17 protein-coding genes and 1 pseudogene are annotated in these 19378 nt (G+C 65.7%); 13 read left to right on the top strand and 5 right to left on the bottom strand.

What is annotated here, in order from left to right:
• Positions 1 to 12: 12 nt before the first annotated feature.
• The 3 genes from fliR (at position 13) to cckA (ending at position 4463) form a co-directional block, all read left to right on the top strand.
• The gene (gene fliR / locus ACSQ3P_RS00780; RefSeq protein WP_436163808.1) at positions 13 to 771 is read left to right on the top strand and encodes a flagellar biosynthetic protein FliR; all 759 of its coding nucleotides are present in this window, start codon (positions 13 to 15) and stop codon (positions 769 to 771) included.
• Between the two features lie 6 nt (positions 772 to 777).
• Positions 778 to 1845: a flagellar biosynthesis protein FlhB gene (gene flhB, locus ACSQ3P_RS00775; protein ID WP_436163807.1), complete on the top strand. Its 1068-nt coding sequence runs from the start codon at positions 778 to 780 to the stop codon at positions 1843 to 1845.
• A gap of 110 nt (positions 1846 to 1955) precedes the next feature.
• Positions 1956 to 4463, top strand: a complete 2508-nt coding sequence (gene cckA, locus ACSQ3P_RS00770) for a cell cycle histidine kinase CckA (RefSeq protein ID WP_436163806.1) — start codon at positions 1956 to 1958, stop codon at positions 4461 to 4463.
• A gap of 42 nt (positions 4464 to 4505) precedes the next feature.
• Here cckA and ACSQ3P_RS00765 read toward each other — a convergent pair whose 3' ends face one another.
• Positions 4506 to 5924, bottom strand: a complete 1419-nt coding sequence (locus ACSQ3P_RS00765) for a hypothetical protein (protein ID WP_436163805.1) — start codon at positions 5922 to 5924, stop codon at positions 4506 to 4508.
• A 128-nt stretch (positions 5925 to 6052) separates the two neighbouring features.
• Between ACSQ3P_RS00765 and ACSQ3P_RS00760 the strand changes: the two genes are divergently transcribed.
• Complete coding sequence (locus ACSQ3P_RS00760) at positions 6053 to 7216, top strand: glycosyltransferase (protein ID WP_436163804.1); 1164 nt, start codon at positions 6053 to 6055, stop codon at positions 7214 to 7216.
• Between the two features lie 15 nt (positions 7217 to 7231).
• Here ACSQ3P_RS00760 and ACSQ3P_RS00755 read toward each other — a convergent pair.
• A pseudogene (locus ACSQ3P_RS00755) lies at positions 7232 to 7608 on the bottom strand (transposase); the annotation flags it as partial.
• A 232-nt stretch (positions 7609 to 7840) separates the two neighbouring features.
• Here ACSQ3P_RS00755 and recA point away from each other — a divergent pair.
• The 4 genes from recA to ACSQ3P_RS00735 all read left to right on the top strand — a co-directional run bounded on the left by recA (position 7841) and on the right by ACSQ3P_RS00735 (position 13636).
• Complete coding sequence (gene recA, locus ACSQ3P_RS00750) at positions 7841 to 8926, top strand: recombinase RecA (protein ID WP_436163803.1); 1086 nt, start codon at positions 7841 to 7843, stop codon at positions 8924 to 8926.
• A 264-nt stretch (positions 8927 to 9190) separates the two neighbouring features.
• The gene (alaS, locus tag ACSQ3P_RS00745; RefSeq protein WP_436163802.1) at positions 9191 to 11833 is read left to right on the top strand and encodes an alanine--tRNA ligase; all 2643 of its coding nucleotides are present in this window, start codon (positions 9191 to 9193) and stop codon (positions 11831 to 11833) included.
• A gap of 7 nt (positions 11834 to 11840) precedes the next feature.
• A complete protein-coding gene (locus tag ACSQ3P_RS00740) occupies positions 11841 to 13004 on the top strand; it encodes an ion transporter (RefSeq protein WP_436163801.1) in 1164 nt (387 codons plus the stop codon).
• An 8-nt stretch (positions 13005 to 13012) separates the two neighbouring features.
• Positions 13013 to 13636, top strand: coding sequence for a hypothetical protein (locus tag ACSQ3P_RS00735; RefSeq protein WP_436163800.1), 624 nt, complete (start codon positions 13013 to 13015; stop codon positions 13634 to 13636).
• 256 nt (positions 13637 to 13892) lie between these two features.
• Here the strand turns inward: ACSQ3P_RS00735 and ACSQ3P_RS00730 are convergent, their stop codons facing one another.
• Both ACSQ3P_RS00730 and ACSQ3P_RS00725 read right to left on the bottom strand, forming a co-directional pair.
• A complete protein-coding gene (locus ACSQ3P_RS00730) occupies positions 13893 to 14354 on the bottom strand; it encodes a GFA family protein (protein WP_436163799.1) in 462 nt (153 codons plus the stop codon).
• Positions 14355 to 14431: 77 nt separating this feature from the next.
• Positions 14432 to 15646 carry an NADP-dependent isocitrate dehydrogenase gene (locus ACSQ3P_RS00725; RefSeq protein WP_436163798.1) on the bottom strand — a complete coding sequence of 405 codons (1215 nt, stop codon included), beginning with the start codon at positions 15644 to 15646 and terminating at the stop codon, positions 14432 to 14434.
• A gap of 213 nt (positions 15647 to 15859) precedes the next feature.
• Between ACSQ3P_RS00725 and ACSQ3P_RS00720 the strand changes: the two genes are divergently transcribed.
• The 5 genes from ACSQ3P_RS00720 to ACSQ3P_RS00700 all read left to right on the top strand — a co-directional run bounded on the left by ACSQ3P_RS00720 (position 15860) and on the right by ACSQ3P_RS00700 (position 18848).
• Positions 15860 to 16690 (top strand): hypothetical protein, encoded by an 831-nt coding sequence (locus ACSQ3P_RS00720; protein ID WP_436163797.1) that lies wholly within the window; start codon positions 15860 to 15862, stop codon positions 16688 to 16690.
• A gap of 99 nt (positions 16691 to 16789) precedes the next feature.
• Entirely contained in the window at positions 16790 to 17524 is a 735-nt protein-coding gene (locus tag ACSQ3P_RS00715; RefSeq protein WP_436163796.1) for an SDR family NAD(P)-dependent oxidoreductase, read from the top strand.
• A 111-nt stretch (positions 17525 to 17635) separates the two neighbouring features.
• Positions 17636 to 18181, top strand: coding sequence for a 2,4'-dihydroxyacetophenone dioxygenase family protein (locus ACSQ3P_RS00710; RefSeq protein ID WP_092173484.1), 546 nt, complete (start codon positions 17636 to 17638; stop codon positions 18179 to 18181).
• A 94-nt stretch (positions 18182 to 18275) separates the two neighbouring features.
• On the top strand, positions 18276 to 18422 hold the full coding sequence (locus tag ACSQ3P_RS00705; protein ID WP_436163795.1) for a hypothetical protein: 147 nt from the start codon (positions 18276 to 18278) through the stop codon (positions 18420 to 18422).
• A 39-nt stretch (positions 18423 to 18461) separates the two neighbouring features.
• Positions 18462 to 18848 carry a hypothetical protein gene (locus tag ACSQ3P_RS00700; RefSeq protein ID WP_436163794.1) on the top strand — a complete coding sequence of 129 codons (387 nt, stop codon included), beginning with the start codon at positions 18462 to 18464 and terminating at the stop codon, positions 18846 to 18848.
• A gap of 48 nt (positions 18849 to 18896) precedes the next feature.
• Here ACSQ3P_RS00700 and ACSQ3P_RS00695 read toward each other — a convergent pair whose 3' ends face one another.
• The gene (locus ACSQ3P_RS00695; protein WP_436163793.1) at positions 18897 to 19304 is read right to left on the bottom strand and encodes a flagellar assembly protein FliX; all 408 of its coding nucleotides are present in this window, start codon (positions 19302 to 19304) and stop codon (positions 18897 to 18899) included.
• Positions 19305 to 19378: the final 74 nt, after the last annotated feature.

The following is a 19378-nucleotide window of genomic DNA, read 5'->3' as shown; positions in this document are numbered from 1 at the left end:
CCGCCGCGCCCGATGCAGATCGCGATCCTGCCCGAGATCAGCGCCGTTTTCGTGCTCGTCTTCGCGCGGGTCGGAACGATGGTCATGCTGATGCCGGGCATCGGCGAGCGCTTCGTCTTTTCGCGGGCGCGGCTGTCGCTGGCCTTCTTCATCGCGTTGATGCTGGCGCCGATGGTCCGTCCGCTGCTGCGCGTGCCGAGCGACATGCCCGGCGTCGTCGGCCTGCTCGCCAGCGAGGTGCTGATCGGCCTCGTCATCGGCGTCTGCTCGCGCTTCGTCATGGCCTGCCTGCAATCGGCGGGCGCGATCGTCGCGCAGACGATGGGGCTGGGCTTCGCCACGACGATCGACCCGACGGGCGGGCAGCAGAACCCCTCGGTCGGCAACCTGCTGACCATGCTCGGTATCACGCTCATCCTGACGACAGACCTGCATCATGTCGCCATCGTCGCGGTCCATGAGAGCTACCGCGTGCTGCCGCCGGGCGGCCTGCCCGATATCGGCGACGTGATGACCCTGGCCGTCCGCGCCGCCGCGCAGGGGTTCGCGCTCGCTGTGCAGATCTCGGCCCCCTTCATCGTCTTCGGGCTGCTGTTCAATCTGGGGCTGGGCGTGCTCGCGCGCATGATGCCGCAGCTCCAGGTCTTCTTCCTGGCCGTGCCGGCCTCGATCTTCGGCGGCATGGTCGTGCTCGCTGCCGTCCTCGGCGTGATGATGAGCGTCTTCCTCAATGACCTCGGCGTCTTCCTGCGCCAATTCACCGGAAACTGAACGGCGATGTCAGAAGAGGCCGACAACGAGGACAGAACAGAAGACCCGACCCAGCGAAAGCTGGATCAGGCGATCGAGAAGGGCGACGTCGCCCGCTCCAGCGAAATCGGCACCTTCTTCGTGCTTTGCGGCTTCACCCTGGCGCTGCTCGTCGCCGCCGGCTGGTCGGCGCGGGAATCCGCGCTCTCGCTACGCAGCTTCCTGATGAACGCCCATCAGGTGCCCTCCGACGGCACGGCCTTCATGAACGTCACCCGGCAGGGCGTGATGACCGGCTTTTCGGCGATCGGGCTACCGCTTGCCTTCATCCTCTGCGCCGCACTCGCCGGCGCGCTGATCCAGCACAGGCCACTCTGGACCTTCGAGCCGATGATGCCGAAGTTCAGCCGCATCTCGCCCATGGCCGGCGCCAAGCGCATGTTCGGCAAGGAAGCTTGGGTGAATTTCGCCAAGGGGCTCGCCAAGACCGGCCTGATCGGCGTCGTGCTCTGGACCACGCTTTGGAACGAGCATGACCGGCTCGAGAGTTTTGCCCAGATGAACGTCTCGGCGCTGCTGCCGGCGACGCTGGCTTTGACGATCAAGCTGATGGCGAGCGCGCTCGCCCTGTTCGCAGTGATCGCGATCGGCGATTTCGGCTATCAGCGTTACTCCTGGTACCAGCGCCAGAAGATGACGAAGCAGGAGCTGAAGGACGAGTACAAGAACTCGGAAGGCAATCCCGAGGTCAAGGCGAAGCTGCGCCAGATCCGCGCACAGCGCGTGCGCAAGCGCATGATGGCCGCCGTTCCCAAGGCGACCGTGATCATCACCAACCCGACCCACTTCGCCGTCGCGCTGCAATACGAACCCGGCATGGGCGCGCCGCTCTGCCTCGCCAAGGGCGTCGATGCGGTCGCGCTCAGGATCCGCGAGGTCGCGGGCCAGCACAGCGTGCCGATCATCGAGAACCCGCCTTTGGCGCGGGCGCTTTACGCAACCGTCGAGATCGACGAAGAGATTCCTGTCGAACACTACAAGGCCGTCGCCGAAGTGATCGGTTACATCTTGCGCCTGAAGGGCCGGCGCGCCTAACTCGCAAGAGCTTCGCGCGCAAGATAGGCTTAACGCGCAAGACAGGCTGAGCGCGCATCGGCCGGTCGCAGGACCACCGCTGCGGTGTCAATGGAACGGACCAAACCGCAATGAGCGGAACCACGGCGACCACGGCGATCGATCGCTCCGACAAGCCAGGCCATATCGGCGTCATCCTGCTTGTCGCGGGGTTGCTCGTCGGCGCAGCGATCGCGCTCGGCTTCATCGCCAATGAATGGGCGCAGCCGCTGATCCTGGGATTGCTGGCGCTGCTCTCTGTCGTCGGCGTCTTCGGCCTCTTCGCCTTCGCCATCGGCCTCATCCAGTTTTCCGGCCGTGCCGCCCGCAACGACTTGACCAAGGCCATAGTCGATGGCGCCGAGGACGGCGTCGTCGTCACCGAGGGCGAGAACCGCATCGTCTATGCCAACGAGGCCTATCTCGCTTTGGCCGGCGCCCGCGGCGCCAGCGACATCCGCCCGGTCGAGCGCCTCTTCACCGGCCGCGCCGACGTCTCGGAGGCGATCTACCGCCTCGCCACCGCAGCACGCGAGAACCGCCGCCTCATCGAGGAGGTCCGGCTCGAGCCCGCGCTCGACGGGCGCGGCGGCGTCGGCTGGTACCGCATCCGCGTCTCCTCCGTTCACCGCGACGGCAGGCCGGCCACGCTCTGGAGCGTCTCGGACGTAACGCCCGAGCGCGAGCGCCAGGAAAACGCCTTCCAGGAACTGCAGCACGCGATCGATTATCTCGACCATGCGCCGGCCGGTTTCGTCTCGATCGATGCCGATGGCGAGGTCTCCTATCTCAACGCCACCCTCTCCGGCTGGCTCGATTTCGATCTCGCCCGCTTCGGCTCCGGCGGCCTGCACCTCGACGACATCGCGACGCCCAACGCGGCTGCCCTCATCCAGGCCATTCGCGGCCTGCCCGGCGATGTCCGCACCGAGGTGCTCGATGTCGACCTCAAGCGCCGCAACGGCGTGCCGCTGCCCGTCAGGCTGCATCATCAGGTCGCGTTCGGCAGCGATGGCCGCGCCGGCCCCTCGCGCACGCTGGTGCTGAACCGCACCTCCGGCGAGGCCGGCTCCGACGGCCGCAGCGACGCCGAGGCCCGCTTCGCCCGCTTCTTCCACTCCACGCCGATGGCGATCGCCACCGTCGACAAGGCCGGCGCAATCCTGCGCTCCAACGCCGCCTTCACCCGATTGACACAGGCCGGTCCCCAGCCGGCCGCGATCCAGGACCTGGTCACGCCGGGCGCGGCCGAGCTGCAGCGCGCCTTGTCGGACGCGATGGATGGCCGCGCCGACATCGCTCCGCTCGACGTCACGCTTGCCGGCGAGGACGGGCGCTCGGCCAGGCTCTACCTCTCTCCCGTCGCGGCCACTGAGGATGGCGACGGCGAGCGCGCCATCATCTATGCGCTGGAGACCACCGACGAGCGCAAGCTCAAGGACAATATGGACCAGGCCGGCAAGATGCAGGCGGTGGGCCAGCTCGCCGGCGGCATCGCACACGACTTCAACAATGTGCTGCAGGTCATCATCAACGCTTCGGAGTTCCTGCTCGCTAGCCACCGGCCGACGGACCCCTCCTTCCCCGACATCATGCAGATCAAGCAGAACGCCTATCGCGCGGCGGCTCTGGTGCGCCAATTGCTCGCCTTCTCGCGCCGGCAGACGCTGCGCCCGCAGGTGCTCGAACTTGGCGACGTGCTCTCCGATCTCTCGCTGATGCTGAAGCGCGTGGTCGCCGACAAAGTCGGGCTCGATGTCCGCCAGGGCCGCGACCTCTGGCCGGTCAAGGCCGATCTCGGCCAACTCGAACAGGTCATCGTCAATCTCGCAGTCAACGCCCGCGACGCCATGCCCGATGGCGGCAAGCTGACGGTGCGCACCCGCAATGTCGCAGCCGCCGATGCGGCGGGCTTCGGCCATGCCGCCTTGCCAGCCGACGACTATGTGCTGCTCGAGGTCGAGGACACCGGCACCGGCATCTCGCCCGAGCATCTCGACAAGATCTTCGAGCCTTTCTTCACCACCAAGGAGGTCGGCAAAGGCACTGGCTTAGGCCTCTCCATGGTCTATGGCATCGTCAAGCAGACCGGCGGCTTCGTCTTCTGCGATTCCGCCGTCGGCCAGGGTACGACCTTCCGCATCTTCCTGCCCAGGCATGTGCCGAGCGCCGAGGAGATCGCCGCCGAAGCCGCCGCCAAGGAGGCGCCCAAGAAGCTCGCTGCCGATCATACCGGCGCCGGCGTCATCCTGCTGGTCGAGGATGAGGATGCGGTCCGCGCGCTCAACGCCCGCATGCTGGTCTCGCGCGGCTACACGGTCCACGAGGCGGCCTCGGGCGTCGAGGCACTCGACATCTTCATGAAGCATGACGGCCGCATCGACCTCGTCGTCTCCGACGTGGTGATGCCGGAAATGGACGGCCCGACCCTGCTCGGCGAACTGCGCCAGCGCAACCCGGCGACCAAGGTCGTCTTCGTCTCCGGCTACGCCGAGGAAGCCTTCCGCAAGAACCTGCCCGAGGGCGAAGACTTCCAGTTCCTGCCAAAGCCCTTCACGATGAAGCAGCTGGTCGAAACGGTGAAGGCGGCGATGGGGTGAGAGGGATCGGCTGTTGCGCGATCCCGCACGACACCAGCGTCCTCAGCCCCCAGGCACCCTCTCATGCAGGACAGCGAACGCATCGCCGTAGAGCCTGCGCCAGCCGGGCTTTGTGTCGAGCAGCGCGACCAGTGGCTCCTGCGGCGCGAGCACGGTCCACTGCGCATCGATTCGCGCAAGCGCCGCATCGAGCACCGCTGGATCCGCCGATAGCAGACGGTCATTGGCAAACATGCCCTCGTCGCCATACATGTCGGCCCGACCGTCGATCGAGGGGGCGATACCCAGCCAGATTAGATAGCCACCAAAGGCATAGGAGTTCAGGACGGGCTTGGCGCGCAGGGCCTGGGGCACGGTCGCAAGCGCCGCGATGGGCGCGGTCGGCCCGTTACTACGCACGAGCGGCAACGCCAGTCTGAGACCGGCCACGACCGCGAGGCCGGCCATCAACGCGACCAAGTCCGGCCATCCGGCCCGCGCCGACCGGCTCGCTTTCGGCAGATCTCTTCTATCGGCAAAAGCCCGCGCCAGAGGCTCGGCCAGCAGGAGCGCCCCGACGAAACCGAGCAGAAGCTGATGGCGGGTCTGGCCCAGCGCCATGTGCAGCAGGCCCAGCAGCAGCACGACGCGCAGGACCGGCATTCGCACCCGATACTGCAGCACAATGAATAGCACAGCGGCCAGCGCAACCTCCAGCGGCTGGAGCATAGCGAAGCTGGTCGGCTGCCACTCGCCGATCAGCACGATGCTCTTCATCGAGAGCAGCTTGAACGGAAACAGCAGCCCCTCGAACCCATGAGGCGTGACGACGGAGGCCGCGACGCTGGCGATGCCGAACACGCCCCAGCTCCACACCACGCGCCAGCGGGCGGCAGGCTTCGCCTCGACCAGCGCCTCAAGCGCGAAAGGGCATATCAGCGCGATGCCGAAAGCATAGCCGCCGTGCAGGTTCGCCCAGATCACCATCAACGGCAGCAGCAGCAGTGACGGCGCGCGGTCTTGCTCACGGGCCTTCAGCAGGCTGATCGTCCAGGCCACGAGCACCGGCAGGGCCAATATGTGAGGCCGTGCCAGGAACCCCGCCGACATCAGCGAGGCGACGAGCAGCAGCACGCAGGCCAGCGCTAAGCCTTCCAGATCGCGCGCCAACCGCGCTCCAAGCAGCGCAAATGCGAGTGCGGCGGCAAGCCCAGTCAGGACGACCACCCCGCTCCAGCCTGCCCAGCGGAACGCCAGCGCCATCAGCACCTCGGACAACCACTCATGCATCACCCAGGGCAACGCCGGGCGGTGGGTGGCGAAGGGATCGAGATGGGGCACATGGCCGTTGTCGAGGATCCAGAGCCCGGCCTTGACGTGCCACCAGGTGTCGCCATCGCCGAGCACCGGCGGTGCGAACGACGCGATGCCCATCATCGTCAGCATCACGACGCCGACGACCACGAGATTCAACCTGGACATGGTTAGCAACATCGAAACAGACCGCCGCACATTATCAACCATCACTTAAAGGCCCGTTATCCGTTACTTTTAACTGAATGGCGAAGGTCGGCGATCTAGTGTGCAAACGTCGCAGCACGGGATTGGGCATGTCCGACGTCAGCACGGTTTTCGGAAAACCCAAGGTCTCCCTGGTCATCTGCACGCTCGACGAGAGCGCCTCGATCGCCGCAGTCGTCGCCGAGGCTGGTGCTGCTCTCGCCAGCCTGACCTACGAGATCATCGTGGTGGATGATTCCGCCAATGACAGTACGGCCGCAGTCGTCCGCGGGTTGATGAGCCAGGATATCCGCATCCGCCTGCTCAAGCGGGAGGGTGCGCGCGGCCTAGCCTCCGCCTGCATCGCCGGTTGGGATATCGCACGCGGCGATATCCTGGGCGTGATGGACGGAGACGGGCAGCACGATGCCTCCCTCATCGCCGGCATGGTGGAAAAACTGCAGGCCGAGCAGGCCGACATCGCTGTCGCGAGCCGCTTCCGGCCCGATACGCAACTTGGCCTGTCGGGCTTCCGGCGTCTGCTGAGCACGGTCGGAGTCGGCCTGAGCCGGCTCGTCATCGGCGCCCACACCACCGATCCCCTTGCCGGCTTCTTCCTGCAGACGCGCTCATGGTTCGAGCAGGCTCGCGCCGGCATGTCGGGCGTCGGCTTCAAGATTCTGGTCGACGTGCTCGCCTCGGGCCAGCGCGCGCCGAAGGTCGTCGAGGTATCGACCTCGCTGCGAGCCCGCATCGGCGGCGTGTCGAAGCTCGATCTGCGGATCATGCTCGAACTTGCCGCACAGCTCGTGGAAAAGCGCACGGGCAACCTCATTCCCAGCCGCTTCATCATGTTCGCCTGCGTCGGTGTAACCGGTCTCGTCGTGCACATGGCCGCGCTGGCTTTGCTGCGTCATATCGAGGTGACGCCGTTCTGGATCGCCCAGGCGCTGGCGACAGCGACAGCGATGGCCTCAAATTTCACGCTCAACAATCTCCTGACCTTCCGCGATCTGCGCCTGACGGGGCGGGCCTGGTGGGGCGGCCTCGCCCGTTTCGCGATGGCCTGCGCCTCGGGCGCGCTGATTGCCGAATTCATCGCGCTGACCGCCCTGCAGATGCAGACGAGTTGGCTGCTGGCCGGCGGCATGGGCGCCGCGGGCGCCGCCATCTGGAACTATTGGAGCTCGAGCCGGGCCGCCTGGGGAGTGCCGCCCCAGCACCGCGATGCCGCCGCCGGCGTCGTCGTCGTGGTCCAACCCGGTCGGCCCTAGATGCTGCACGGCTGATCCCGAGCCCTTGGCTTGCCGGCTGAGCGGAGGATCTTGCGCGATCGATCATCGTCTTGCGCTCAGAAGGCCTGCCTAGCCGAGTGCGCCGGACAAAAAATAATCTCGAGCATTAGCTCTCCGATCGTTGCATGCAAGGCCTTCACGTCGATCGTCGGAGCGGCGCCCTCAGTCCTGGGATCCCAGCCGAAGCCCTCGCAACTCCCTCCAGAAGTTGGCTGCGCCTTCGCGTGATCTGGTTGGGATGGACGTCAAACTCCTGAGCCAGTTCGGCCGGCGCTTTCTCGCCCTTAATTGCGACCACGCCACCTTCGCCTTGAAAGCCGGTATTGGTTCCGTCGCGGTCGTCTCGTCCTGGTCTCTTCTGTCACGGCCATCATGCCGCCTTCAGGCAGAAACCCCACTTATCCGCGCCGTTCAGACTTCCCGAGTCAGCCCTCTCAGGCAGGGTGTTGGCTCCAATCGCCTTCGAAATAACTTAGTCGGCCATCCGCTTCGCCCCCCGACGAGAACAAAAAAAGAACTTGCCCAAGAGAACAAACCATGATCACATACCGTTATGGCGCGCATTGAGATGTGGTCGCGCCCCTGCCATAAGGAGCGCAACCCGTGAATCAGGCGAATCTCAAGCTCGTGGAAGGCTCCTCGATGGACAAGGCCAAGGCGCTGGACGCAGCGCTCTCGCAGATCGAACGTGCCTTCGGCAAGGGCTCGATCATGCGGCTGGGCAAGAACCAGCAGGCGATCGAGATTGAGACGATTTCGACGGGTTCGCTGGGCCTCGACATTGCGCTCGGCGTGGGTGGCCTGCCGCGCGGCCGCGTCATCGAGATCTACGGGCCTGAATCCTCCGGCAAGACGACGCTCGCGCTCCACACCATCGCCGAAGCCCAGAAGAAGGGCGGCGTCTGCGCCTTCGTCGACGCCGAGCATGCGCTCGACCCGGTCTATGCCCGCAAGCTCGGGGTCAATCTCGACGACCTCCTGATCTCGCAGCCCGACACCGGCGAACAGGCGCTGGAGATCACCGACACGCTGGTGCGCTCGGGAGCGATCGATGTGCTGGTGATCGACTCGGTCGCCGCATTGACTCCGCGCGCCGAAATCGAGGGCGAGATGGGCGATGTCCAGCCCGGCCTGCAGGCCCGCCTGATGAGCCAGGCGCTGCGTAAGCTGACCGCCTCGATCTCGCGCTCGAACTGCATGGTCATCTTCATCAACCAGATCCGCATGAAGATCGGCGTGATGTACGGCTCGCCCGAGACCACCACCGGCGGCAACGCGCTGAAATTCTACGCCTCGGTGCGCCTCGACATCCGCCGCATCTCGACGCTGAAGGACCGCGAGGAAGCGACCGGCAACCAAGTCCGCGTCAAGGTCGTGAAGAACAAGGTCGCCCCGCCCTTCAAACAGGTCGAGTTCGACATCATGTTCGGCGAAGGCATCTCCAAGGTCGGCGAACTGGTCGATCTCGGCGTCAAGGCCGGCATGGTCGAAAAATCAGGCGCCTGGTTCTCCTTCGACAGCCAGCGCCTCGGCCAGGGCCGCGAGAATGCCAAGGCTTTCCTCAAGGCCAATCCAGATGTGGCGGCCAAGATCGAGGCGACGATCCGGCAGAATTCCGGCCTCGTCGCCGAGCGCATCCTCGACCAGGCGACCCCGACCGATGACGATCTCGACGAGGGGGAGGCCTGAGCCCAGAGTAGGATGCGAAAAACTGGGCACCGGTTTTTCGCATTGATCCTGCTCTCACTCTTAGATGAGAGACGGATTCAGATTTCAGCGGGCGGCCGATCGGGCCGCCCGTTTTCGTTTGCGGCCAAGGTTTCGTTTGCAGTCAAGGCTTTGGGACAGCATCTCGCGCTTTGGCTCTCTCGACAGGGGCAAGCCGCCTGACTAGAACGCTGATGTCGCCGGGAAGCGCCCCGGCCCCGTCCTGAACCAGAGTTTCCAATTGCGATGAGCGGCGTCAACGAGATCCGGTCCACCTTCCTCGATTATTTCAAGTCGGCCGGCCATGAGGTCGTCGCCTCGAGCCCGCTCGTGCCGCGCAACGACCCGACGCTGATGTTCGCCAATTCGGGCATGGTGCAGTTCAAGAACGTCTTCACCGGCCAGGAAAAGCGCCCCTATTCCCGCGCCACCACGGCGCAGAAATGCGTGCGCGCCGGCGGCAAGCACAATGATCTCGACAATGTCGGCTACACCGCTCGCCACCACACCTTCTTCGAGATGCTCGGGAACTTCTCCTTCGGCGACTATTTCAAGGAGCAGGCGATCACTCACGCCTGGACGCTGATCACGCGCGAGTTCGGCCTGCCCAAGGACAAGCTGACCGTCACCGTCTATTCCGAGGACGACGAGGCGCATGCCCTCTGGAAGAAGATCGCCGGGCTCCCGGATTCGCGGATCATCCGCATCGCGACCTCGGATAATTTCTGGCGCATGGGCGACACCGGCCCCTGCGGCCCCTGCTCCGAGATATTCTACGACCATGGCGACCATATTCCCGGTGGTCCTCCGGGCTCGCCCGACGAGGATGGCGACCGCTTCATCGAGATCTGGAATCTCGTCTTCATGCAGTATGAAGAGGCGGCGGGCGGCATCAGGACCGACCTGCCGCGCCCCTCGATCGACACCGGCATGGGGCTGGAGCGCATCGCCGCCGTGCTCCAGGGCACGCATGACAATTACGCCATCGACCTGTTTGCGGCCCTGATCGGCGCCATCGCCGACCTGACCTCGGTGGCGTCGGATGGCCCGATGAAGGCGAGCCACCGCGTCATCGCCGACCATCTGCGCTGCTCGGCCTTCCTGATCGCCGACGGCGTGCTGCCCTCGAACGAGGGCCGCGGCTATGTGCTGCGCCGGATCATGCGGCGCGGCATGCGCCATGCCCAGCTGCTCGGCGCCAAGGAGCCGCTACTCTACAAGCTCGTGCCGGTGCTGACCCGCGAGATGGGCCGCGCTTATCCCGAACTGCTGCGTGCCGAGAGCCTGATCTCCGAGACGCTGAAGCTCGAGGAGACGCGCTTCCGCACCACGCTGGCGCGCGGCCTGACGTTGCTCGACGACGCCGCCCGCGACCTGGTCTCCGGCCAGAGCCTGAAAGGCGATGTCGCCTTCACGCTTTACGATACCTATGGCTTCCCGCTCGATCTGACGCAGGACGCACTGCGCGCGCGTGGCGTCTCGGTCGATACCGAGGGGTTCGATGCGGCGATGCAGCAGCAGAAGGCCAAGGCGCGCGCCGCCTGGGCCGGCACCGGCGAAGCCGCGACCGAAAAACTCTGGTTCCCGCTGCGCGACCGGGTCGGCGCAACCGAGTTCCTCGGCTACGACACCGAGACCGCCGAGGGCGTGGTCACGGCGCTGATCCGCGACAATGCCGAGGTCGAGAGCCTGAAATCCGGCGAGAGCGGCTTCGTGATCGTCAACCAGACGCCCTTCTACGGCGAATCCGGCGGCCAGATCGGCGACGCCGGCACGATCCGAGCCTCGGGCACCGTCGCCGAAGTCTCCGACGTCCAGAAGAAGCTCGGCGATGTCTTCGCTCACGTCGTCACGGTGAAAGAAGGCGAATTGAAGCGCGGCCAACCGGTCGAGCTCCTGGTCGATCACGCCCGCCGCGGCGCGATCCGCGCCAACCATTCCGCGACCCATCTGCTGCATGAGGCGCTGCGCCTCGTGCTCGGCGACCATGTCGCCCAGAAGGGCTCGCTGGTCTCGCCCGAGCGTCTGCGTTTCGACTTCTCGCATCCCAAGCCGATCTCGGCGGAGGAGCTGCGCGAGGTCGAGGAGATCGCCAATGCGATCGTGCTGCGCAACGAGCCGGTGACGACGCGATTGATGAGCGTCGACGAGGCGACCGCCTCGGGCGCGCGCGCGCTCTTCGGCGAGAAATATGGCGATGAAGTCCGCGTCGTCTCGATGGGAACGACGGCTGCGGACAAGCCGTTCTCGATCGAGCTCTGCGGCGGCACCCATGCGACGCGCACCGGCGATATCGGCCTCATCAGCGTCGCCGGCGAGAGCGCGGTGGCGGCGGGCGTGCGGCGCTTGGAGGCGATGACCGGAAACCATGCCCGCGCGCATCTGAACTCCGAATCCCGCTTGCTGCAGGGCCTCGCCGGCCTGCTGAAAGTTCCGGCCTCCGAGGCCGGAACCAGGCTCGCGGCCCTGATCGAGGAGCGCCGCAAGCTCGACCGCGACCTGACCGACGCGCGCAAGAAGCTCGCCATGGGCGGCGGTGGCGCAGCGGAAGAGCCCATCCAGGAGATCGCCGGCACAAAGCTGCTCGCGCGCGCCGTCAGCGGCGTCGAGATGAAGGATCTGAAGAGCCTGGCGGACGAAGCCAAGACGCGCGTCGGTTCCGGCGTCGTCGTCATCGTCGGCGTCGCCGAGGATGGCAAGGCCGGCGTGGTCGTTGGTGTCACCGAGGACATGACCGCCCGTTTCGACGCGGTGGCGCTGGTGCGCGCGGCCTCCGAACAGCTTGGCGGCAAGGGCGGCGGCGGCCGGCGCGACATGGCCCAGGCAGGCGGCCCCGACGGCGGCAAGGCGCAGGCTGCGCTCGACGCCGTCGCCGCCGCGATGGGCTGACCCCGTCATGACCGCCGCCGCGTCGTTACCGACCTGGCGGCGGCAAATTCACCTGTGGATCGACCATGGCGCCGGCGACGATCTCGTCGCCACCGTGCTCCATCGCGGCCTGGTGGTGCTGATCTGCGCCAATGTCGTGGCGATCGTCCTGGAATCGGTGCCCTCGATCGCGGCCCGGTTCGGCGCCGGCTTCCAGGCCTTCGAGTTCGTCTCGCTCCTCATCTTCGCACTCGAATACGCAATCCGGCTCTGGACCGCGCCGGAGCATGCGCGTTACCGGGGGCTGAGCCCGACGCGCGCGCGCCTTGCCTATGCCGCCTCCGTGCCGGCGGTGATCGATCTGCTGGCGACCCTGCCGCTCCTGTTCGGGCTCATGGGCTTCGGCGAACTCAAGGTTCTGCTGCTGCTCCGGCTGTTGCGCTTCTTCAAGCTCGGGCGCTATTCCCCCGGCATGGCCTCGCTCTCGGCCGCGCTCACCGCAGAGCGCAAGGCGCTTTTCGCCTGCTTCGTCATCCTGATGGGCGTGATGCTGATGGCGGCCAGCGCCATGCATATCGTCGAGCATGAAGCACAAGCCGAGAAGTTCGGCACGATACCCGACGCGATGTGGTGGGCGATCATCACATTGACCACGGTCGGCTATGGCGACGTCTACCCTGTCACCGCGGCAGGCAAGGCGGTCGCCGCGGTGACGGCCGTGCTCGGTCTCATCATGCTGGCGCTGCCGGTCGGCATCGTGGCGACCGCTTTCGCGCAGGAGATCCACCGGCGCGAATTCGTCGTGACCTGGAGCATGATCGCGCGCGTCCCGCTATTCGGCGGCCTCGACGCGGCCGAGATCGCCGAGGTCATGCAGTTCCTGCGCGCCCAGACCGTCAAGAACGGGGCGGTGGTCATGCATGAAGGTGAGCCCGGCCGGGCGCTCTATTTCATCGCCAGCGGCGAGGTCGAGATTCTGCTGCCGGAGGGCAAAAGGCGGCTGGACGAAGGCCATTTCTTCGGAGAGTTGAGGTTCGGCGACATGGCCATCGCGAGCCACTCACCCTGCCCGAACGCCGCGGTCGCGACGGCGCCGTCGAAGCTCCTGGTGCTCGATCCGATCGATTTCCACGCCTTGACGATGCGCCATCCCAAACTTGCCGAGCATATCAGGACACTGGCCCAGATATGATCAGGCTCATGACCAGGCTGCGGCAGATCACAAGCGGGCTCATGATGCTGCTCGCTCCGGCGCTCTCCCTCGCCCAATCCGGCCCAGCCCGGCCGGGTCCTGGCCTGTCGGCGTCGCGCACGATCATGGCGGGCTCGATGCTTGGCGTCGTCATCAACAACGCTCCCGACAAGGCAAGGCTCGCCATCGCACGGCCAGACGACGCCGCGACGCGCGCCATCATCGTCGTTGAATTGTCCGGCCGGCCCTCCGCAAGCCTTCAGACGCCCGGCGATGCGGGCGCCTACGAATTGCGCTTGACCCAGGATCGCGACGGCGCGCCGATCATCCTGCTACGCCAGCCCCTCGTCACGACGCCGGCCAGCGCGACGCTCTCCGCACCCTCTCGCGTCGCGCGCGGCAATGGCCTGCCCGTGCGTGGCATCGGCCCCAATGGCGAGCAGGATCGCGTCGTCATCGCGCCGAAGGACGCCGCCGCAGACGCTGCAGGTCCCTCATTCTTCCCGGCGGAAAACATCGAGGCGACATTGGAGGCTCCCGAGACGCCGGGCACCTACGAATTGCGCTATGTCATGCACGCGCCGCTGGCCGGACATCGCATCCTGGCGCGCCAGGAGATCACGGTCGAATAATACTGACGGCCTTCGGCGCTAAGCGATGGCGTTGTTCTCCGCCGTCATTCCGGGGCAGGCCGCAGGCCTGAGCCCGGAACCCAGAACCGATGCGGGTCGTCGTGAAGCGAGCCGGCGCCCCGCACCTTCTCAAGCAGCGGCATCGGTTCTGGATTCCGGGCTCGATCCTTCGGATCGCCCCGGAATGACGACGCAACCTCAGCCATAACTCGGTCTCAAAGGCCGTCGGTACAAGCTTCCAAGCCCAGGCCCTCGCTCAGAGTTCGTGGTCAGGATGCTGGCGCGAACGGTATCGGGCGATCTCGCCCGGCGGGATATCGCCCTGCGTGCTGGTGCCGGACAGCCGGCAGAGATCGTCGAACCAGGGCATGCGGCCCTCGACGCCATGGGCCAGGGTCGGCGGATGGTTCGCCGGATCATCGAGACTGCCGGCCGTGACCGAAATCCGACCGCTGCCGCGATAGCTGAAGCTCAAGGGCGTGCCGCAGGCCGAGCAGAAGCCGCGCTCTGCCGCCTCGGAGGACGCGAAGATGCTGGGCTGCCCCTTGGTCCAGACGAGATCATCGAGCGCCGAGCCGGCGAAAGCGCCGAAATAGCCGCCGACAGCCTTCTGGCACATCCGGCAAAAGCAGATCGAAATCCGGGACGGCGGCTGTTCGAGCCGATAGCGCACGGCGCCACATTGGCAGCCACCGGTCACAGGCTGTGTCTTGGCCATGATGTGTGGTCCCCACGAAAAAGCCCGGCCAATCTGGCCGGGCTTGAAAGCGGCGACAAGTCGCGCTGGCGTCTGCCTCAGGCGGCCATCGCCTTGCGCAGGTTGTCGCTGACCTTGTCGAGGAAGCCGGTGGTCGAGAGCCACTTCTGCTCCGCGCCGACCAGCAGCGCCAGGTCCTTGGTCATGTCGCCGGCCTCGACCGTGTCGACAGTGACCTTCTCCAGCAGCGCCGCGAACTTGGCGAGCTCGGCATTGCCGTCGAGCTTGGCGCGGTGGCTGAGGCCGCGGGTCCAGGCGAAGATCGAGGCGATCGAGTTCGTCGAGGTCTCCTTGCCCTTCTGGTGCTCGCGATAGTGGCGCGTCACCGTGCCGTGGGCGGCCTCGGCCTCGACGGTCTTGCCGTCCGGCGTCATCAGCACCGAGGTCATCAGGCCGAGCGAGCCGAAGCCCTGCGCGACGGTATCGGACTGCACGTCGCCATCGTAGTTCTTGCAGGCCCAGACATAACCGCCCGACCACTTCATCGCGGAGGCGACCATGTCGTCGATCAGGCGGTGCTCATAGGTGATGCCGAGCTTGTCGAACTCGGTCTTGAACTCGGCCTGGTAGATCTCCTCGAAGATGTCCTTGAAGCGCCCATCATAGGTCTTGAGGATGGTGTTCTTGGTCGAGAGATAGACCGGGTATTTGCGGATCAGGCCGTAATTCAGCGAAGCGCGGGCGAAATCCCGGATCGAGTCGTCGAGGTTGTACATCGCCATGGCGACGCCGGCGTCGGGAGCCTTGAAGACCTCCTTCTCGATCACGGCACCGTCCTCGCCGACGAACTTGATCGACAGCGTGCCCTTGCCGGGGAACTTGAAATCGGTGGCGCGGTACTGGTCGCCATAGGCGTGGCGGCCGATGACGATCGGCTGGGTCCAGCCCGGCACGAGGCGCGGCACGTTCTTGCAGATGATCGGCTCGCGGAAGATCACGCCGCCGAGGATGTTGCGGATCGTGCCGTTGGGCGACTTCCACATCGACTTCAGGTTGAATTCCTTCACGCGGCCTTCATCGGGCGTGATCGTCGCGCATTTCACCGCGACGCCATGCTTCTTGGTGGCGTTGGCGGCGTCGATCGTGACCTGGTCGTCGGTGGCGTCGCGGTTCTCGACCGAGAGATCGTAATAATCCAGCTCGAGGTCGAGATAGGGGAAGATCAAGGTCTCCTTGATCTTCTGCCAGATGATGCGGGTCATCTCATCGCCGTCCATATCGACGACCGGGTTGGCGACCTTGATCTTGCTCATGTGATTTCGACCCCTGATGCTGGCCAGACTGGAACGATTCCGGCCTGCAGCAAGCACGCGGCAGGCGGCTGCGCGCTTCCTAGCGGGTTCGGGGGCAAGGGGGAAGCACGGCTTTTGGGCGAATGTCTCGAAGGCGATGTTGCACCGCCGCAAAAACTGCACGGTCCCGTTCTAGCATCGCCTGCTGATCGTCATCGCGCAGGGGCGACCACCATGCATCACCGCCGCAGAATTCGCCTTGATCCGTCCTCCTGGATGCACGCCGGTATCGCGGGGGCCGCGCTCATCATCGCAGGCGCCGCGCGGGCCCAGGACGGCCTGCCCTACAGCCCTCGTATCCCGATCCCCAAGCCGGCGCTCGATTTCGAAGCGCCCGGAGACGCGCTCGGCCAGGGCAAGCAGGACAGCGCCAGTGACGCCAAAGCCGCCCTCCTCGAACCCGATCTGACCGGGCTCGCGGCGCAGATCGCCGCATCGAACGCCCATGGCCAGGCTCGCGCGCCGATTCCCGTCGATATCATTCGCAAGGGCTTTGCCGCCCGCAGCACCATGGCAGGCGCGCTGCCGGAACGCTCGGTCGGCTTCAAGCTCGGCGCCGATATCTTCTCGGTCTCCACCAGGCTCACCGCGCCTGGTGGAGATGAGCGAGGTCGCGACGCCCGCATCGACTGGCGGCTCGCCCGCCCGATCGCCAATGCCGGCCCCGGCTTCATCTGGACGATCTCGACGGGCGGCGGCAGCGGCGTCCTCGGCAATCCCGAGCAGAACGCCAATCTGCTCGTCGGCTACCGCCACCAGCTCTTCGAGCATCTGACCATGACCTCGCAATTGAGCATGGGGGGCAATTATGTCTTCGCTCCCGGCGACGGCCCGCATTCCTCCCTCGTGCCGGAAGTCAAGCTCTCGGCCAATCTCGCCGCCCTGGCCGACCTGCCCTGGGAGGCCTCCCTCGACGTAGCGCTGGCCCGGCAGATGCCGCTCGTCGCGAGCGATTTCGAGACGCGCGGCACCGCCATGCTGCGCCTGAAATACACTCTCGATTGATAAGACCCGCTCGATTGACAAGACCCTGCTCGATTGACGAGCCCCTGCCCTGCCTTTCCCAGCCTTCCCCCTTTGCGTCGGCCGCTTTAGCTTGCCGCCATGGATAACTCATCTGCCAAATTCGCCCTCGTTACCGGCGGCGCGCGCGGCATCGGCGCGGGAGCCGCGCTCGCCCTCGCCCGGGCCGGCTACGAGGTTCTCGCCACAGGACTGACCGCGGAGGAGGTTGCGGTCGCCTCGCCCCACCTCGCGATCCGCCACGCGCAGCTCGACGTCACCAGCGACGCGCAGGTCGCAAACATCATGGCCTTGTGCCCGCGTCTCGACGCGCTGGTGAACTGCGCCGGCATGATCCAGCGCAACGGCAAGGAGTTCGAGATCGACGCCTTCCGCATGACCATCGAGGTCAACCTCAATGGCACCATGCGGATGTGCCTTGCGGCGAAGGACAGGCTGGCGGCGAAGGCGCAAGGCAAGGCGGGCGGCGCGATCGTCAACATCGCCTCGATGCTGACCTTCCACGGCTCGGCTTATGCGCCGGGTTACTCCGCCTCCAAGGGCGCTATCGGCCAGCTCACCAAATCGTTGGCGGCGGCCTGGGCGACTGAGGGCATTCGCGTCAACGCGGTCGCCCCGGGCTGGATCGCGACCGAGCTGACGAAACCGCTGGTCGAGGACGCCGCCCGCTCGGCGCCGATCCTGGCGCGCACGCCGATGGGCCGCTGGGGCGAGCCCGGCGATGTCGGCGGCGCGATCGCCTTCCTGCTCTCGGATGCGGAGGCCTTCGTCACGGGCTCGATCCTGCCTGTCGATGGCGGCTATCTCGCGGTTTGAACGCAGGCGCAGCGCGACGTCAGAAACACCAACCGGCGCAATGAGATGCCGGACTTTGCGGAATCAGGTTGGCAACGACTTGAATCAGGATGTCAGAACCGGAGAGACGCCATGAACAAGGTCAGCCCCATCCCCGTCATCGCCTCGGACGCCGAGCGCTGGACACCCTATCGCCATCCCCAGCCGAAGGATTCCCCGCCCGAGCTGATCGTGCCGAACGTCATTCCCAGCGATGAACGCGTCTGGGTGCCGGTCGACGACAATGTCTGGTTCCGGCCGCTCTGCCTTAGCGTGACGCGCGGCTACTGGATGAACCTGCTGCGCGTGCGCCGCTCCGGCGTGCTCTCGCGCCACCGCCACCCCCAGCCGGTGCATGGCTATGTGCTGAAAGGCCAGTGGCGCTATCTCGAACATGACTGGGTCGCGACCGAAGGCGCCTATGTCTATGAGGCGCCGGGCGAGACCCACACGCTAGTGGTCGACCCGGAGACCGAGGAGATGATCACCATGTTCCAGGTCAATGGCGCGATGATCTATGTCGATCCCGACGGCAAATGCCTCGGCTATGACGACGTCTTCACCCGCCTCGACAAGTGCCGGGCGCATTATGCGAGCAACGGGCTTGGAGCAGATTACGCGGATCAGTTCATCCGCTGAGGACCGCATTGTCCTTGTGAACAGGGGGCCCTCCATGTCGCCGCCACCCCTTCATCTTCTCCAGCGATTTCCGACGCGGCGTGCGGCAGCTGCCATGCTGGCCTTACTCGGCCTTGTGTCCGTCGCCGATGCCGCCGAGGCGATCGACCGCCTCGGCATTCCTGGTCCGCTGAACCTCAGTGGCGCCGCCTATATGCTCGCCTGGAGCTCGCATCCCACCGCCACCTACTACAAACATTAGTATCTCCCGACGGGACAAACCTCGAGCAGCTATCGAACCATGCTGGTGATAGAGGTGATTGAATCCGGCACCGACGTGGCGACCGCGCTTGCAGCCCAGGTGCGGAGCCTAAACCAACGCAAAGGCAAGGATCCGCTCCTGAATCTTGCGATCATCCAGAGCCGGCAGACCGGCGAGGCGCTACTCGACTTCATCATAAGCGCCAAAGATTCACACGGCGTCGCGATCGCCGAATGGAACGCTTATCGCTACGCACCCCGCAAGAGCGCGGATGGCAGGAATGGCGTGATTCTCTTTGCGGTCAGCCACCGAGCTTATGGCGACGCTGACATCCGTGAGTTTCTTGGGAAACTGAAGAGCTTTCGCCCCGATGAGATCAACCGCGTCGCGCAGCATCCCCTGCCGACCGCGCACTTGTCCCGTTAGATCAGAGCATTGCGCGAAAAACCGGTACCCGTTTTTTCGCGCAATGCTCTACCGTCCGAGCTTGGCCAGCTCCACAGCCGCCCGCAACTCGATATGCGCCAGCACGTCGTCGAGGCGCGGATCGTCGGTCGTCTCGCGCCGCAGCGAGAGCATCGTCTTCAAATTCTCGAGCTCGGAGATCTGGACGCGGCCCGAGAGCAGCGCCGCCTTCAGCTTGTCGAGCCCGTCGAGCAGGTCATGCCCGCGCTTGGCCTGGCGCTTCTTGCGTTCCAAGGGCTCTTCATAGGCCTGTACGGCGATGAGGGTCTCGAGCCCGCTGGTCGAGTTCACGGCCTGTCCGCGCGCCGAGGTCGCGGTTTCCTTGGTTGGAAGCGTGAACGCCGTCCCCCCACTGCGCCGGGCGGTATTGGCCGAGCCGGCATTGGTGACGGGCGCGCGCTGGTCGATCCGGATCATGGCGGCCTCGCAAAATGGTGCCAGAAGACTAGGGCGTTGCGTGGTTAACAATCGGTAAATCACCCGGCAGAAAC

The organism is Allobosea sp. LjRoot9, from assembly GCF_964252745.1.
In the GTDB taxonomy this organism is placed as follows: Bacteria; Pseudomonadota; Alphaproteobacteria; order Rhizobiales; family Beijerinckiaceae; genus Allobosea.
This window is presented reverse-complemented; position numbering and strand designations above follow the sequence as displayed.